16 protein-coding genes are annotated in these 13,678 nt (G+C 62.7%); 8 read left to right on the top strand and 8 right to left on the bottom strand.

Annotated features, from left to right (window positions below; all coding sequences use genetic code 11):
• Positions 1–88: 88 nt before the first annotated feature.
• From A8B82_RS06670 to gatC, 4 genes are read right to left on the bottom strand one after another with little or no spacing between them, the layout of a single operon-like run.
• Positions 89–730 carry an N-acetylmuramoyl-L-alanine amidase gene (locus A8B82_RS06670; RefSeq protein ID WP_067289921.1) on the bottom strand — a complete coding sequence of 214 codons (642 nt, stop codon included), beginning with the start codon at positions 728–730 and terminating at the stop codon, positions 89–91.
• 12 nt (positions 731–742) lie between these two features.
• Positions 743–1,501, bottom strand: coding sequence for a hypothetical protein (locus A8B82_RS06665; protein ID WP_067289919.1), 759 nt, complete (start codon positions 1,499–1,501; stop codon positions 743–745).
• Between the two features lie 38 nt (positions 1,502–1,539).
• The gene (gatA, locus tag A8B82_RS06660; RefSeq protein WP_067289917.1) at positions 1,540–3,027 is read right to left on the bottom strand and encodes an Asp-tRNA(Asn)/Glu-tRNA(Gln) amidotransferase subunit GatA; all 1,488 of its coding nucleotides are present in this window, start codon (positions 3,025–3,027) and stop codon (positions 1,540–1,542) included.
• Positions 3,027–3,314, bottom strand: coding sequence for an Asp-tRNA(Asn)/Glu-tRNA(Gln) amidotransferase subunit GatC (gene gatC / locus A8B82_RS06655; protein WP_067289914.1), 288 nt, complete (start codon positions 3,312–3,314; stop codon positions 3,027–3,029). Before gatC ends, gatA begins: the two co-directional genes overlap by 1 nt.
• Before the next feature lie 161 nt (positions 3,315–3,475).
• On the opposite strand from gatC, the gene A8B82_RS06650 reads away from it, so the two are divergent.
• Entirely contained in the window at positions 3,476–4,168 is a 693-nt protein-coding gene (locus A8B82_RS06650) for a metal-dependent hydrolase (protein WP_067289911.1), read from the top strand.
• Here the strand turns inward: A8B82_RS06650 and A8B82_RS06645 are convergent.
• The 3 genes from A8B82_RS06645 to A8B82_RS06635 are packed head-to-tail and all read right to left on the bottom strand — an operon-like array spanning position 4,158 to position 5,680.
• Positions 4,158–4,604, bottom strand: a complete 447-nt coding sequence (locus A8B82_RS06645; RefSeq protein ID WP_067289909.1) for a hypothetical protein — start codon at positions 4,602–4,604, stop codon at positions 4,158–4,160. The genes A8B82_RS06650 and A8B82_RS06645 overlap by 11 nt on opposite strands.
• Positions 4,601–5,221 (bottom strand): DUF5671 domain-containing protein, encoded by a 621-nt coding sequence (locus A8B82_RS06640; RefSeq protein WP_067289906.1) that lies wholly within the window; start codon positions 5,219–5,221, stop codon positions 4,601–4,603. Before A8B82_RS06640 ends, A8B82_RS06645 begins: the two co-directional genes overlap by 4 nt.
• Complete coding sequence (locus tag A8B82_RS06635; RefSeq protein WP_067289903.1) at positions 5,222–5,680, bottom strand: nucleoside deaminase; 459 nt, start codon at positions 5,678–5,680, stop codon at positions 5,222–5,224.
• A 62-nt stretch (positions 5,681–5,742) separates the two neighbouring features.
• Here A8B82_RS06635 and A8B82_RS06630 point away from each other — a divergent pair, with 62 nt between their 5' ends.
• The 6 genes from A8B82_RS06630 to A8B82_RS06605 all read left to right on the top strand — a co-directional run bounded on the left by A8B82_RS06630 (position 5,743) and on the right by A8B82_RS06605 (position 11,170).
• Positions 5,743–6,573 carry a pseudouridine synthase gene (locus A8B82_RS06630; RefSeq protein ID WP_067289902.1) on the top strand — a complete coding sequence of 277 codons (831 nt, stop codon included), beginning with the start codon at positions 5,743–5,745 and terminating at the stop codon, positions 6,571–6,573.
• A gap of 407 nt (positions 6,574–6,980) precedes the next feature.
• Positions 6,981–7,799 carry a TerC family protein gene (locus A8B82_RS06625; protein WP_067289900.1) on the top strand — a complete coding sequence of 273 codons (819 nt, stop codon included), beginning with the start codon at positions 6,981–6,983 and terminating at the stop codon, positions 7,797–7,799.
• Positions 7,800–7,843: 44 nt separating this feature from the next.
• Positions 7,844–8,074, top strand: coding sequence for a hypothetical protein (locus A8B82_RS06620; RefSeq protein ID WP_067289898.1), 231 nt, complete (start codon positions 7,844–7,846; stop codon positions 8,072–8,074).
• A gap of 2 nt (positions 8,075–8,076) precedes the next feature.
• Positions 8,077–8,967, top strand: coding sequence for a 5-bromo-4-chloroindolyl phosphate hydrolysis family protein (locus A8B82_RS06615; RefSeq protein ID WP_067289896.1), 891 nt, complete (start codon positions 8,077–8,079; stop codon positions 8,965–8,967).
• Between the two features lie 39 nt (positions 8,968–9,006).
• Positions 9,007–10,203, top strand: coding sequence for a toxic anion resistance protein (locus tag A8B82_RS06610; RefSeq protein ID WP_067289894.1), 1,197 nt, complete (start codon positions 9,007–9,009; stop codon positions 10,201–10,203).
• 25 nt (positions 10,204–10,228) lie between these two features.
• Positions 10,229–11,170, top strand: coding sequence for a DUF2927 domain-containing protein (locus tag A8B82_RS06605; RefSeq protein ID WP_443069329.1), 942 nt, complete (start codon positions 10,229–10,231; stop codon positions 11,168–11,170).
• A gap of 221 nt (positions 11,171–11,391) precedes the next feature.
• On the opposite strand, the gene A8B82_RS06600 is transcribed toward A8B82_RS06605, so the two are convergent.
• Positions 11,392–12,105 carry an SDR family oxidoreductase gene (locus tag A8B82_RS06600; RefSeq protein WP_067289892.1) on the bottom strand — a complete coding sequence of 238 codons (714 nt, stop codon included), beginning with the start codon at positions 12,103–12,105 and terminating at the stop codon, positions 11,392–11,394.
• 425 nt (positions 12,106–12,530) lie between these two features.
• Here A8B82_RS06600 and A8B82_RS06595 point away from each other — a divergent pair, with 425 nt between their 5' ends.
• Complete coding sequence (locus tag A8B82_RS06595) at positions 12,531–13,655, top strand: SPFH domain-containing protein (protein ID WP_067289891.1); 1,125 nt, start codon at positions 12,531–12,533, stop codon at positions 13,653–13,655.
• Positions 13,656–13,678: the final 23 nt, after the last annotated feature.

Raw genomic sequence — 13,678 nt, 5'->3', positions numbered from 1 at the left:
TTTGGCATAGGCGCTGAACGCGGACCGCGTCAATGGGGCAGACCGGGGGCAGGCGTATTTTGGGCATAAAGAAGCGGGAGGTGGCGGGTCAGAGTGGCGGCAGCGCCAGATCGGCAGCACAGAGTGGCCCGCGCCGCCATGGCCCGTGACGCAGGCGGGTCGCGGCCAGAAGCGTCTCAAGCGGCACATCCGAGGTATAGCCCGCCGCCCGCGCCGCCGCGCGGAATCCGGTTTCTGTGGCGGTTTCCGCCGGGGCTGCCGGAGTTGTCAGCGCCAGCCCCTGCCGCGCCAGCCGCGCCCAGTCGAAATGCGGACCGGGGTCGGATTTACGCCCCGGCGCAATGTCGGAATGGCCCAGAACACCGGCAGGCGGGATGTCCCAGCGGGCCATCAGGGTTCTCAGCAGGGCCTCAAGCGCCCCCATCTGCGGCTCTGAAAACGGATGGCATCCGCGATTGTCCAACTCGATCCCGATGGAACGTGAGTTGATGTCGGCCTGCCCGGCCCATTCCCCTGCCCCGGCATGCCAGGCGCGCATGTCATCTGCCACCAGTTGCAGGTTCCGGCCGTGGTTCGAAATCAGGTAATGGGCGGAAACTTCGGCCTGCGGGTCACACAGGCGCGCTAGGGCGGCATCGGCACTTTCCATCGCGGTATAGTGGATCACGATCAGCCGGGGCGTCAGCCCGTTGCGGCGCGGGCCGAAATTGGGCGAGCTCAGACCGTCCACCCGGTCGCAGCCCTAGCCGGCCTGCGCGGCCCGGCGGAACGGGGTCGGGTCCCAGTCACAGGCAAAGCCATCGCCATCCGGGTCCATCCCCTGACGGTCCTTTTCCGGTCCACCCGCCTCAAGAAAGGCGATCTGCGCCCGGTCTGGATGCGAATATTCGCCACAGGACCGGGCGTATTTGGCCGCCTTGTTCAGGCCGATGCGGCGATAGACCTGGGTGCCCCGCTCGTGGTTCGATTGCAGCGCATAGGCCACGATGTTCGGCCCCGCGTCTGCCCGGTCCGGCAGCGCTTCGGGCTGAACGATCTGGTACTGCGCGCGATTCGCGGCAATGCGCGCGGCATCGTCACCGATGCTGCGCTGGCCGGAAACAGCATCGAAATTGTTCTCGTTCGAGATGCCCGCGCTGTTGATGACAGCGGGTGCCGGGTTGGAGGGGCTTGCGTTCACCGGTGCCACGCCGGAATTGGTTGCGGCGTCATTGCCCAGACCATTGCTGGCACCGGGGCGAGTCGCTGCCAACACGCGGGAGGTTTCAGCCGCCGTCGCTTCGGCAGAGCCTTCGGCGGGTGCCGACAGAGGTGCCTCGGTCACCGAGGCGGGGGCCGGCACGGTGGAGGCGCTTTCGGCAGCAAGTGCCGCGTCGCGGGCCTGTCGCTGGGCACGGTCGCTATCGTCAAAACCAACACCACGGCCGGAATCAGGAACCGCAGGCTGACATGCTGCCAGCATCACGCCAGCGGCGAGAACGAGAAAAGATCTTGAAATCATGGGTCCTGCTTTGTCTTTCAGACTTGTTGGCAAGGCTTTTACCACCATTTGTCCGGCTTGGCCACAAACCCCGCGCTGCGTTCCAGCGCATAGGCGGAAGACAGCAAATCGGCCTCTTCCCAGGGCCGTCCGATCAGTTGCAGGCCCAGTGGCAGCCCCTGGCGGTCCTGCCCTGTCGGCACCGCGATGCCCGGCAAACCGGCCAGGTTCACCGTCACCGTGAACACGTCATTGAGATACATCGCCACCGGGTCGGCATCCGTCATCTCTCCAAGACCGAAGGCGGCGGAAGGTGTCGCCGGTGTCAGTATGCAGTCGATGCCTTGCGCGAAGACCTGTTCGAAGTCGCGCTTGATCAGTGTGCGCACCTTGCGGGCGCGGTTGTAATAGGCGTCGTAAAAGCCCGCAGAGAGCACATAGGTGCCGATCATCACGCGGCGCTGCACTTCCGGCCCAAAGCCTTCGGCGCGGGTTTTTTCATACATCTCGGTAATGCCGTCGCCCTGATCCAGCCCGGCGCGGTGGCCATAGCGGACACCATCGTAACGCGCGAGGTTGCTCGACGCCTCGGCGGGCGCGATCACGTAATATGTGGGCAGCGCGTATTTCGTATGCGGCAGCGAGATATCAACGATCTCGGCGCCTGCGTCTTTCATCATCGCAATGCCATCGGACCAGAGCTTTTCAATCTCCTCGGGCATGCCATCCATGCGATATTCGCGGGGGATGCCGATCTTTTTGCCGCGCATGTCGCCGGTCAGCGCCGCTTCGAAATCCGGCACCGGCAGATCGGCAGAGGTGGAATCCCTGGGATCATGGCCGCACATCGCCTCAAGCATGATGGCGGCGTCACGCACGGATTTTGTCATCGGACCGGCCTGATCGAGGCTGGAGGCAAAGGCCACGATGCCCCAGCGCGAGCAGCGCCCATAGGTCGGCTTGATCCCCACCGTGCCGGTAAAGGCCGCAGGCTGGCGGATCGACCCGCCGGTGTCCGTGCCGGTTGCGGCAAGGCAAAGGTCCGCCGCCACCGCTGCCGCCGATCCGCCCGAAGAGCCGCCGGGCGTCAGGGCCGTGTCGTCATTGCCGCGCCGCCACGGGTTGACCGCATTGCCATAGACGGAGGTTTCATTGGACGAGCCCATGGCGAATTCATCCATGTTGAGCTTGCCCAGCATGACCGCACCCGCGTCGAACAGGTTCTGGCTGACCGTGCTTTCGTATTGCGGCAGGAACCCCTGAAGGATGCGCGAGCCCGCCTGCGACGGCACACCCTTGGTGCAGAACAGATCCTTGATCCCGATCGGCAGGCCGCACATGGCGGGCGCATCGCCTGCTTTCAGACGTGTATCCGCCGCCTCGGCCTGCGCCAGCGCGATGTCGGGGGTGTTGTGGACAAAGGCATTCAGCGCCCCTGCCCCGTCGATTGCCGCCAGACAGGCCTCTGTCAGGGCCTTCGAAGTGGTGTCACCCGCGCGCAGGGCGTCGCGTGCCCCGGCCAGTCCCAGTTTGTTCAGATCAGACATTATTCAACCACCTTCGGCACCGCAAAGAACCCCTCGCGCGCATCCGGCGCGTTTTTCAGCACGGCGTCCTGCTGGCTCCCGTCATCGACCACATCCGCGCGGCGCTTCAGGCGCTGGGGTGTCACGGATGTCATCGGCTCGACCCCGTCCACGTCCACTTCGCTCAATTGTTCGATAAAGCCGAGGATGCCGTTGAAATCCTGCGCCAGCGCGGGCAGCGCTTCGGGATCGACCTTGATCCGGGCCAGTTTCGCCACGCGTGCGGCGGTGCTCTCGTCAATTGACATGAACGCTCTCCATCTCTTTGCGGGTCATGTACCCTTGCTGCCCGCCCCTCGCAAGGGCGCGGCCTGCGCATCTGCGGCATCAGGTCAAAAATACCTCCCCAAATCCATTCGACGCGCTAGTCTTGCTGACAAAGCAGACATGAAGACAAAAGGAGAATTGCATGAATATCATATGGCTGGGCCACGGGTCCTTTCGCATCGAAATCGAAGATCAGGTGATCCTGATCGACCCCTGGCTGACGGGCAATCCGATGATCGAAGAGGCGCAATATGACGCGGCACTTGCCGGGGCGACGCAGATTCTGGTCACCCACGGGCACGGCGACCATACCGGCGACCTCGACATGGTGAGCAAGCGGACGCAGGCGCCGATGGCCGGGATTTATGAGCTGATGGGCTGGTTCGCGGAAAAAGGGATCGAGAACACAACCGGCTTCGGCAAGGGCGGCACCATCACCTGCGGCAAGGTTGCCGTCAGCATGGTGCCCGCATCGCATTCATCCTCGGTCGCGACCGACAGCGGTCCAGTCTACATGGGGGCCGAAACCGGATTCATCCTGAAAGGCGAAGGCCATGTGATCTATTTCTCGGGCGATACCAGCATCATGGCGGACATGGACTGGATCGGGGATTACTACAAACCCGACATCGGAATCCTGTCAGCAGGGGGCCATTTCACCATGGGCATGGCCGAAGCCGCCTATGCCGCCAAACGCTACTTCGATTTCAAGACGGTGATCCCCTGCCACTACCGCACCTTCCCCCTGCTGGAGCAGGACGCAGGGGCGCTGGCCAGGGGCCTGCCCGGTGTCGATGTGATCGAGCCGCAGGTGATGCAGGCAATCACTCTGTAGTCTGCTTCAGCGTGGCAGCCGGCGCATCCGCGCCGGTGCCTTGCCCATAGATGACACAGCCCTCGTCTCCCTCGAACGCCAGATAGGAATAGCGCAGGTTGCGCGCCTCCTGCTGGGATGAGGTCTGGAAAGTCGCGCAGACCTTGAAGGCCTGCGGTCCAAGGCGGGCAAAGCGGTAAGGTTCCCCGGTGGCCGGGTCGGACAGGTCAGGTGCCTGTTCATAGCCCGAGCACTGCGGTGGCGAAACACTGTCCTCTGCGCGGTCTTCCTGTGCCAGCACACAGCGGTGATAGTCGCCCAGACTGCGCAGATCGGCGGCGCGTTCGCTGTCATACCGCTCCATCCGGGCATGGCCCGGACCGCCGACAATCATGAAACCGGCGATCAGCCCGGTGCCGACAATCGCCACAACGGCAACAAGCAACAGCCGGTTCATGCCGCATCCCCTTTGCGGATGTCGGCAAGGTAGAACAGAAAGATCAGCCCGGCGACCACAGCGACCACCAGCGCCTTGAGGAAGAACTGCAAGGTGAAATCACCGCTGAGAAAGGCGTAGATCACCGCAATCCCGTCGCCCAGCAACACCGCCGCGGACAAAAGCAGCGTCACATACATCAGCCAGCGCCGGATCGCGGACCGATAGAGCGCCGGATCATCAGCCAGCTTGCCCCGTTCGCGCACCGTCAGCCAAAGATAGACCGGCGTTGTCACGATCAGCACCGCCATCGACCAGCGAATGCGGCCGGACGACCGGTAACTGTCGGTATCCAGCCACAGGTCGATCAGCGCGTGAAACAACTGCACAAGATGGATTGCGCCTATGATCATCACCCCGAAAGTCAGCGCGTAAATGAAGAAATCCCGTGCCGACAGCGTCGCCTGCGGGCGCGGTACGGGCGGGGCGAACATGGTCTCGGCCCAGGCATCCAGCGCGTCTGTAACTTCCGAGCGGCTCCACCCGCTGTCGGTCAGCGCCTGCGAAATCTCAGCCCGCGTCTTGCCCGATGACAGCGCATCGCGCACGAAGCGCGACAATTGCTTGTTGACGGCCATTCAGTTCCCTTCCCTTTTACCGGCGAAAAACGCCTTGAGCAGTCTCTCGGCGGCGGTGGCATCAATGCCATCGTACACCTGTGGTACATGATGGCACTGCGGATGCGCAAATACCCGCGCGCCCTGCGCGACGCCGCCTGACTTGGGATCGGACGCACCATAGTACAACCGCGCAATCCGTGCCGATGCAAGGGCCGCCGCACACATCGCACAGGGCTCCAGCGTGACATAGAGATCATGACCCACCAGCCGCTCCGACCCGACCTTTGCACAGGCCGCGCGGATCGCCAGCACTTCGGCATGGGCGGTCGGGTCATGCAATTCGCGGGTACGGTTGCCCGCCTGCGCCACGACCTGCCCCGCCGCATCCACGATCACGGCACCAACAGGCACCTCGCCGCGCGCAGCGGCGGCGCGTGCCTCCGTCAGTGCCACATCCATGAAAGAGCGAAACGTCATGACCCACCTTGGCTGCAAAAGCCGCTCTTTCGCAAGCGACGCAAACCCGCTAAGCGGAAGCGATGAACACGTCAACGCCATCCGAACCGCCCAAGGGCGACCGCATCGCCAAGGTGCTTGCCCGCGCAGGCATCGCCTCGCGCCGTGAAGCCGAACGCATGATCGAGGCGGGCCGGGTCAGCGTGAACGGCACGCAGATCATGTCACCCGCCCTGAACGTCACCGCCAGCGACCAGATCACGGTGGATGGCAAGGATGTCTCGGCCCCCGAACCGCCGCGCATGTGGCTCTATCATAAGCCCGTCGGTCTGGTCAGCACCGACCGGGACGAGAAAGACCGCCAGACGATCTATGACGCCCTGCCCGAGGACATGCCGCGCGTCATGTCGGTGGGCCGGCTCGACATCAATTCCGAAGGGTTGCTGCTGCTGACCAATGACGGAGGCATCAAGCGCAAGCTGGAACTGCCCAGCACCGGCTGGCTGCGCAAGTACCGCGCGCGGGTGAACGGCCGCCCCGACGACAAGACGCTGGAACCGCTGCGGCGCGGGCTGACCATCGACGGCGAACGCTTTCAACCAATGACCGTAACCATTGACCGCCAGCAGGGCGCCAATGCCTGGCTGACCGTGGGACTGCGCGAGGGCAAGAACCGCGAAATCCGCCGCGCGATGGAGGCGGTGGGTCTTGCCGTGAACCGCCTGATCCGGGTCAGCTATGGCCCCTTTCAGCTGGGCGAGCTGAAAGCCGGAGAGGTCGAAGAAATCCGCCGCAAGATCGTGCGCGATCAATTGGGCCTGGAACTGGTGGATGACAGCGGAACAGCGGCGAAAAAGCCAAAAACCGTGCAGCGCCCGCAGCGGAAAAAACCGAACCGTCCGCAGAAGCGCTGACCGATTTTTTTGAAAAAATCGGGACAGACTTTTTGAAAAGTCTGCCCCCTGTCGCAACCGGGCTCACCGATCTTCGCGCCAATGACAAACCAGTCTTTCTGAGCCGATAGCCCTCTGCCACAACCCCCAACCGATTTTTTTGAAAAAATCGAACCAGACTTTTTGAAAAGTCTGTCCCCCTGTCGCAACCGGCCAAGCCGAACTTCGCGACAAAACCGAACCGGCTTTTCTGCAAGGCTTGCCCTTGTCCGCCATCGTGCCAACCGATTTTTTTGAGAAAATCGGGACAGACTTTTTGAAAAGTCTGCCCCAAACTGCAACCCAACAGCGAAAATTCCCCGTCACAGGCAATTCACATCCCCCCGCTAAATCCCTAAGACAGCACCAAAACCAAGACGGGGGACGCCATGACCGACCTTTTGACCATCGAAAACCTCGGCAATCTGCTGGTGCTGTGCTTCCTGCAGGCCGTTCTTGGCTTTGACAACCTTCTCTACATCTCCATCGAAAGCCAGCGCGCGCCCGTGGCCCAACAGGCCGCCGTTCGCAAATGGGGCATCGTGATCGCGGTGGCGCTGCGCATCGTGCTGCTTTTTGCTATGATCCGCCTGATTGACGCCATGGCCGAACCGTTCTTCGTGCTGAACTGGGACGGTGTCCTGACAGGCGGCGTCAACTTTGCCACGCTGGTCTTCATCATCGGCGGCGTCTTCATCATCTACACCGCCGTCAAGGAAATCAGCCACATGCTGGCAATCGAACATCTGGGCACGGACGTGGATGCTAAACCCGGCAAATCGGCCGCACAGGTCGTGCTGTTGATCGTCTTCATGAACCTGATTTTCTCATTCGATTCCGTGCTTTCGGCGCTGGCGATCACCGATGTCTTTTTCGTTCTGGCCACTGCGATCATCCTGTCCGGGCTGGCCATGCTGCTGCTGGCCGACCGGGTCACCGCATTTCTTGAAACCAACCGCATGTACGAGGTGCTGGGCCTGTTCATCCTGCTGATCGTGGGCATTGTCCTGCTGGGGGAATCCGGTCAGGCTGCCGCCCACGCCATGCATGACCCCGACCTCGCCCTGCGTTTCTTCGGATACGAGGTCGTGCCGATGTCGAAAACCACCTTCTATTTCTCGGTTGTGGTCCTGGTGGCGGTCGAAGTGATCCAGTCCGGCTATACCCGCAAGCTCAACGCCGAACGCCGCACCGCGGCGCGGCACTAGCAAGGTCCGGGGAAACAGCCTATGTTCGTCGCAGTGAGGTCGGTATGGGCAGATTGTTTCTATTGGCGCTTGTTGCGGGCGTTATCATTGCCATTGTTGTCATTCTGGCATCAATCTGGAGCAACGCAGTGGATCAGGGCCGCCGCGCCCTCAGGCCAATATTCGGCCCGACAAAGGATGGTGTGATGGCACCCAACGGTTTGCAGAAAGTCGCCTATGTCGCGTTGATCGCGCTGCTGCTCGGCACGGCATCCGGCCTGCTGGGGGGGCTCTAGCCATGGCCAAACGCTTTGGTGGCAAATACAGCCCCGACGACGCGCCGGGCAGCCCCGCCGCTCCGACGCCGCGCGCAAGGGTCACGGTCGATCCGGTGGGCGGGCGCGCCAACATCCTGTTTGTGCCACCCGTCGTTCTGCTGGCCACAAGCTTCGGCGGGGGTGCGACCGGCCTGACCCTGGGCATGATCGGCGCGGCCGCGCTGGCGCTGGGGGCCTGGCTGCTGCGCGAAGGGCTGCGTGCCGAGGCCGCCTTTGCCGAACGCAAGGTCGCGCGCCGTCCCGCCCTGCCACGCAAGATCCTTGCCGGGGCCGCAACCGGCATCGGCACCGCCCTTGCCGTGGCCGCGCACCAGGGCGGCCTGCCCGATATTCTGGCGACATTGCTCTTTGGCCTCTGCGCCACAGCATTGCACCTGGCCGCCTTCGGCATCGACCCGCTGAAATCCAAGGGGATGGAAGGCATCGACACCTTCCAGCAGGACCGCGTCGCCCGCGTGGTGGACGAGGCCGAAAGGACGCTGGCACAGATGACCGACGCCATCGCCCGCGCGGGCGACCGCCGGGCAGAGGTGCAGCTGGCACAGTTCCAGAGCGCTGCCCGCACCCTGATCCGCACAGTCGAAGAAGACCCGCGCGACCTGACGGCGGCGCGCAAGTACCTCAGCGTTTATCTGCGCGGCGCGCGCGATGCGACCGTGAAATTCGCCGACATCTACGCCCGGACCCAGGACAGCCAGGCGCGCGAAGACTACCTCGCACTGCTCACCGACCTGGAGCAGAACTTCGCTGCCCGGACCGAGAAATCGCTGCTGGACGACCGCAGCGACCTGACCGTCGAAATTGATGTGCTGCGCGAGCGGCTGTCGCGTGAAGGGGTCAGGCTCAAATGACCTGCGCCCTTCATCCAACCTTTCAAGGAAGCCCTGTATATGTCTGAATCTGTTCGTGAAAAAGCAACGCAATCCCGCAACATGGTCGAAGAGGTAACCGCCCTCGTCCTGCCCGAACCTTCTGACGCCAATGCGGTTGTGCCGTTGGAAAAGGCCGACAAGCCCCTGGGCGATGAGATCAGATCCCGCATGGCTGAAATCGACATGAGCGACACCCAGTCGATCGTGTCCTTCGGCTCTGCCGCGCAGGCGGAACTGCAAGAGATCAGCCAGGCGATGCTGGCCGATGTGCGCAACAAGGACGTCGGCCCCGCAGGCGACAGCCTGCGCAGCATCGTCAGCACGATCCGTGGCTTTTCGGTCTCTGAACTTGATGTGCGCCGGGACCGCAGCTGGTGGGAAAAACTGTTGGGCCGCGCCGCCCCCTTTGCCAAATTCACCGCCCAGTTCGAAAAGGTGCAAAGCCAGATCGACCGCATCACCGACAATCTGCTGAGCCATGAACACACCCTGCTCAAGGACATCAAGTCGCTGGACATGCTCTATGAAAAGACGCTTCAGTTCTACGATGAACTGGCGCTCTACATCGCTGCCGGTGAGGCAAAGCTGGCCGAGCTCGACAGCACGGTGATCCCGGCAAAGGAAGCGGAGGTCAAAGCGGCCCCCGTGGACGACCAGGTGATGGTCGCCCAGGAACTGCGCGACATGCGCGCCGCCCGCGACGATCTGGAACGCCGGGTCCACGACCTGAAACTGACCCGCCAGGTGACCATGCAGTCGCTGCCGTCGATCCGGCTGGTACAGGAAAACGACAAAAGCCTGGTGACCAAGATCAATTCGACCCTCGTCAACACCGTGCCGCTGTGGGAAACCCAACTGGCACAGGCGGTGACCAGCCAGCGCTCTGCCGAGGCCGCAAGCGCGGTGCGCGAGGCCAATGACCTGACCAACGAACTGCTGACCTCCAACGCCAAGAACCTGCGCGAAAGCAACAAGATCATCCGCGAGGAGATGGAGCGCGGCGTGTTCGACATCGAGGCGGTCAAACAGGCGAACGCCGACCTGATCGGCACCATCGAGGAAAGCCTTCAGATCGCCGACGCCGGCAAAGCCAAACGCGCCGCAGCCGAGGTGGAGCTTAAGGAAATGGAAGCCAGGCTGCGCGACACGCTGGCCTCTGCCAAGGCCAGCAAGACCGGTCTGGGCGACACCACCTCCACCAGCGTTCCGGGATAGGATCACGGTGCGGGGCCGAACCGAGATGTTGAAATGGGGTCTGGCGGGTGCGATGTCCGCCAGCCTGTTGGCCTGCGATGTCGCCGCCCCGGTCGAACCCTCGCTGAAACCGCAGTCTCGCCCCGCGCAGGCTGCCGCCGCCGCCCCGCCCCAGGTCGCGCAGCCGACATCACAGAAAAGCGCTGCGCTGCGCAGCTATCTCAACCAGGTGCAGGTGGCACAGCTCAGCCAGGGATTGCTGCGCCAGGATGGTGGTGGCCTCGACACGCCCTTTACCGCCTCCGTGCTGGCCCGGAACTTTGAACAGATCGCGTTCTTCAACGAATATGACGGTGCCTTTACGGGCCGCGGCGGGGCCAGCCCCCTGCGCCGCTGGGCGACACCGGTGCGGATGGAAGTGATCTTTGGCGACAGCGTTCCGCCGTCCCAACGGCAGGCCGACACGAAAGATGTACACAGCTATGCCCGGCGGCTGTCGCGGGTCACCGGCCACCCGGTCTCTACAGGCGGGCGGCCCAACTTTCTGGTGGTCATCGCGTCAGAAGACGACCGCGCCGAGACCCTGGCGGCCATCGCCAAACGCCTGCCCGGCATTTCCGGCAGCAGCCTGCGCGCCCTGCGCGACATGCGCCGCGACACCTATTGCGCCGTCGCCGCCTATGCCGCCGGACCTTCCGCCAACACCTATACGGCGGCGGTCGCGGTGATCCGCTCGGAAAACCCCGATCTGCTGCGGCTCAGCTGCATTCACGAGGAACTGGCCCAGGGCATGGGGCTGGCCAATGACAGCCCCGGCGCGCGCCCGTCGATCTTCAATGACGATGATGAATTCGCGCTGCTGACCCGTCATGATGAGCAGTTGTTGAAGATGCTTTACGATCCGCGCCTGAGTATCGGGATGACTGCGGCAGAGGCACAACCCATTGTACGGGAAATCGCCGAGGAAATGGCAGGCGGGCCGGTATAGGGACGTTGCCTGCACGCCCTAGTGCCCCGCCTTGAACTTGAAACGCCAACACCCTACCGCGCTGCGCGCTCTCGGGACATTGGCGACGTGATATGCTTCAGGTTGAAGGCGGGACGCTGTGGTGCCGCGCCCGGCCTGCGTCTCTTGTTTTGTTGGGCTTTGAGATGATTTTCGCCTCAAATGCCCCATAGCCGCTTCCCAAAGTCGTCTCGATGCTGATGCTATTGGATCACCAATGACCGTATGGTGACTTTGGGCGGCTGGTTCAGTATGAAGAGGATCGCCTTGAGGACCTCACGACTGCACAAACTATGATCCGGTGCCAATGCGTTCCAATCCGGGTCCAGGGGCGATTTGTCTTCAAAATCTCCCGGAAAAACCGACGTCACCCGGACATTCGTATGCTCAAGCTCCTGCGCCAGACCGTGAACAAACCCTGCCTGCGCTGACTTTGCAGCCGCAAAAGGAACCGATGCCCCGTCAAGCGGCCGATTGGGCAGGCCATTGGTCGACACCACGGTATGGATATCTGCATGTTCTCTTGCCCTCAGCTGCGGCAACAGGTGGCGCGTCAGGATAAGCGCACCAATCGCGGCTGAGGCGATGCAGGCCTGAATGTCCATGTCAGTGACCTCCTCCATCGGTCCCGACAGCCACATGGCGCCGTTGTGAATCAGGCCATCCAGATCTTTGTGCTCTGCCGCCAGTCTCGCGCCGGCTTCTGTCGCGCTTTCGCTGTTCGCCAGATCACAATCCATGGTGGCGACCTCTTGGCCTGTCTCTTCAAGGATGGCACTGGCGACATCCTGAAGGGCTTCGCTGGTTCGGGCCAGAAGGACAAGCCGCGCCCCGGACCGGGCCATTTCAATTGCCAGTGCCGCACCCAGCCCACGACTTGCACCGGTGATGGCAAATTTTCGATTTGAGAGGTTCATGTTATACACCTTGTCTACGCATCCCGGGCACGGCTGACGTCACCCTACAAGCTCAAGCTAACTTGAGGGCAAGCACTAAAATGCCCGGTGGCAATATCCACGTTGCCAGTGCGCCTGCAGGCGGCGGTCGACCGTCCTTGACGCACCCCGGCAATTTTCCCTGCTCAAGGCGATCTTTTTGCGGTCGAACGGAACCCTTTCTTAACGCAACAGGCCGCCCGGCGGGTTCACACTTGCCCGCAACAGGCGACAGTGCATCTGCCGGTGCACGCATCGTGTACGCCCTGTGCACGGGTTGTGCCCCGATTCGCCTAACAAAACAGTGCCGTTAACCATTCCGCCAGAGGACGGGGCCACCCCGCACCTTGATAACCCCGGCCCTGCGCCATATCCTCGCGCTGACACCCAATCCAAGGACTGACATCATGGGCATTCTCGACTTCCTCTCAGGGCAATTCATCGACGTCATCCACTGGACGGATGACACCCGCGACACCATGGTCTGGCGGTTCGAGCGGGAGGGCCACGAGATCAAGTACGGTGCCAAGCTGACCGTGCGCGAGGGACAGGCCGCTGTCTTCGTCCACGAGGGGCAACTGGCCGATGTGTTCACCCCCGGTCTCTACATGCTCGAAACCAACAACATGCCGATCATGACGAGCCTTCAACATTGGGATCACGGCTTTAAAAGCCCATTTAAATCAGAGATTTATTTCGTCAACACCACCCGTTTCAATGACCTGAAATGGGGTACCAAGAACCCGATAATCGTGCGTGACCCCGAGTTTGGCCCGGTCCGCCTGCGCGCCTTCGGCACCTATTCGGTGAAGGTGTCGGACCCCGCGAAGTTCCTGACCGAGATTGTCGGCACCGATGGCGAATTCACCATGGACGAGATCAGCTTCCAGATCCGCAATATCATCGTACAGGAATTCTCCCGCACCATCGCCCTGTCCAAGATCCCCGTGCTGGACATGGCCGCCAATACCCGCGAGTTGGGCAAGCTGGTCAGCACCGAAATTTCGGCCACCATCGCCGACTACGGGCTGGCCATCCCCGAACTCTACATCGAAAACGTCTCGCTCCCCCCCGCGGTGGAGGAGGTGATGGACAAGCGCTCCTCCATGGGTGTGATCGGCGATCTGAACCGCTATACGCAGTTCCAGGCGGCCGAGGCATTGGGCCGCGAAGGCAGCGCCAGCGATGCGATGCAGGCGGGTCTGGGCGCGGGTCTGGGCATGCAGATCGGCCAGCAGGCGGCCGCCAGTGCCGGACCATGGGGCGCACGGCCGGCCGGGGCTGCGGCGGCCCCCGCAGGCATGACACCGCCACCACCGCCGCCCGTGGAACACGTCTGGCACATTGCCGAGGGCGGCGAGACCAGTGGTCCCTACTCCAAGGCGCGCATGGGGCGCATGGTCACCGAAGGCAAACTGACCCGCGAAACCCATGTCTGGACACCAGGCCAGGACGGCTGGCAACGGGCCGAGGATGTGACCGAACTGGCGCAGCTTTTCACCGTGATGCCGCCGCCCCCGCCTGCCCCCTGAGCCGACGGGCAAAGGCAGCAGCT

The sequence above is a fragment of the Sulfitobacter sp. EhC04 genome (assembly GCF_001650875.1).
In the GTDB taxonomy this organism is placed as follows: Bacteria; Pseudomonadota; Alphaproteobacteria; order Rhodobacterales; family Rhodobacteraceae; genus Sulfitobacter.
This window is presented reverse-complemented; position numbering and strand designations above follow the sequence as displayed.

What these genes read in the sequence shown, in the direction of transcription:
- A8B82_RS06620 (WP_067289898.1), top strand. Translation starts at nt 7,844, where the DNA reads ATGGGCAGATTGTTTCTATTGGCGCTTGTTGCGGGCGTTATCATTGCC.
- A8B82_RS06625 (WP_067289900.1), top strand. Translation starts at nt 6,981, where the DNA reads ATGACCGACCTTTTGACCATCGAAAACCTCGGCAATCTGCTGGTGCTG.
- A8B82_RS06635 (WP_067289903.1), bottom strand. Translation starts at nt 5,680, where the DNA reads ATGACGTTTCGCTCTTTCATGGATGTGGCACTGACGGAGGCACGCGCC.
- A8B82_RS06630 (WP_067289902.1), top strand. Translation starts at nt 5,743, where the DNA reads ATGAACACGTCAACGCCATCCGAACCGCCCAAGGGCGACCGCATCGCC.
- A8B82_RS06610 (WP_067289894.1), top strand. Translation starts at nt 9,007, where the DNA reads ATGTCTGAATCTGTTCGTGAAAAAGCAACGCAATCCCGCAACATGGTC.
- A8B82_RS06645 (WP_067289909.1), bottom strand. Translation starts at nt 4,604, where the DNA reads ATGAACCGGCTGTTGCTTGTTGCCGTTGTGGCGATTGTCGGCACCGGG.
- A8B82_RS06600 (WP_067289892.1), bottom strand. Translation starts at nt 12,105, where the DNA reads ATGAACCTCTCAAATCGAAAATTTGCCATCACCGGTGCAAGTCGTGGG.
- A8B82_RS06640 (WP_067289906.1), bottom strand. Translation starts at nt 5,221, where the DNA reads ATGGCCGTCAACAAGCAATTGTCGCGCTTCGTGCGCGATGCGCTGTCA.
- A8B82_RS06615 (WP_067289896.1), top strand. Translation starts at nt 8,077, where the DNA reads ATGGCCAAACGCTTTGGTGGCAAATACAGCCCCGACGACGCGCCGGGC.
- gatC (WP_067289914.1), bottom strand. Translation starts at nt 3,314, where the DNA reads ATGTCAATTGACGAGAGCACCGCCGCACGCGTGGCGAAACTGGCCCGG.
- A8B82_RS06650 (WP_067289911.1), top strand. Translation starts at nt 3,476, where the DNA reads ATGAATATCATATGGCTGGGCCACGGGTCCTTTCGCATCGAAATCGAA.
- A8B82_RS06595 (WP_067289891.1), top strand. Translation starts at nt 12,531, where the DNA reads ATGGGCATTCTCGACTTCCTCTCAGGGCAATTCATCGACGTCATCCAC.
- A8B82_RS06605 (WP_443069329.1), top strand. Translation starts at nt 10,229, where the DNA reads ATGTTGAAATGGGGTCTGGCGGGTGCGATGTCCGCCAGCCTGTTGGCC.
- A8B82_RS06665 (WP_067289919.1), bottom strand. Translation starts at nt 1,501, where the DNA reads ATGATTTCAAGATCTTTTCTCGTTCTCGCCGCTGGCGTGATGCTGGCA.
- gatA (WP_067289917.1), bottom strand. Translation starts at nt 3,027, where the DNA reads ATGTCTGATCTGAACAAACTGGGACTGGCCGGGGCACGCGACGCCCTG.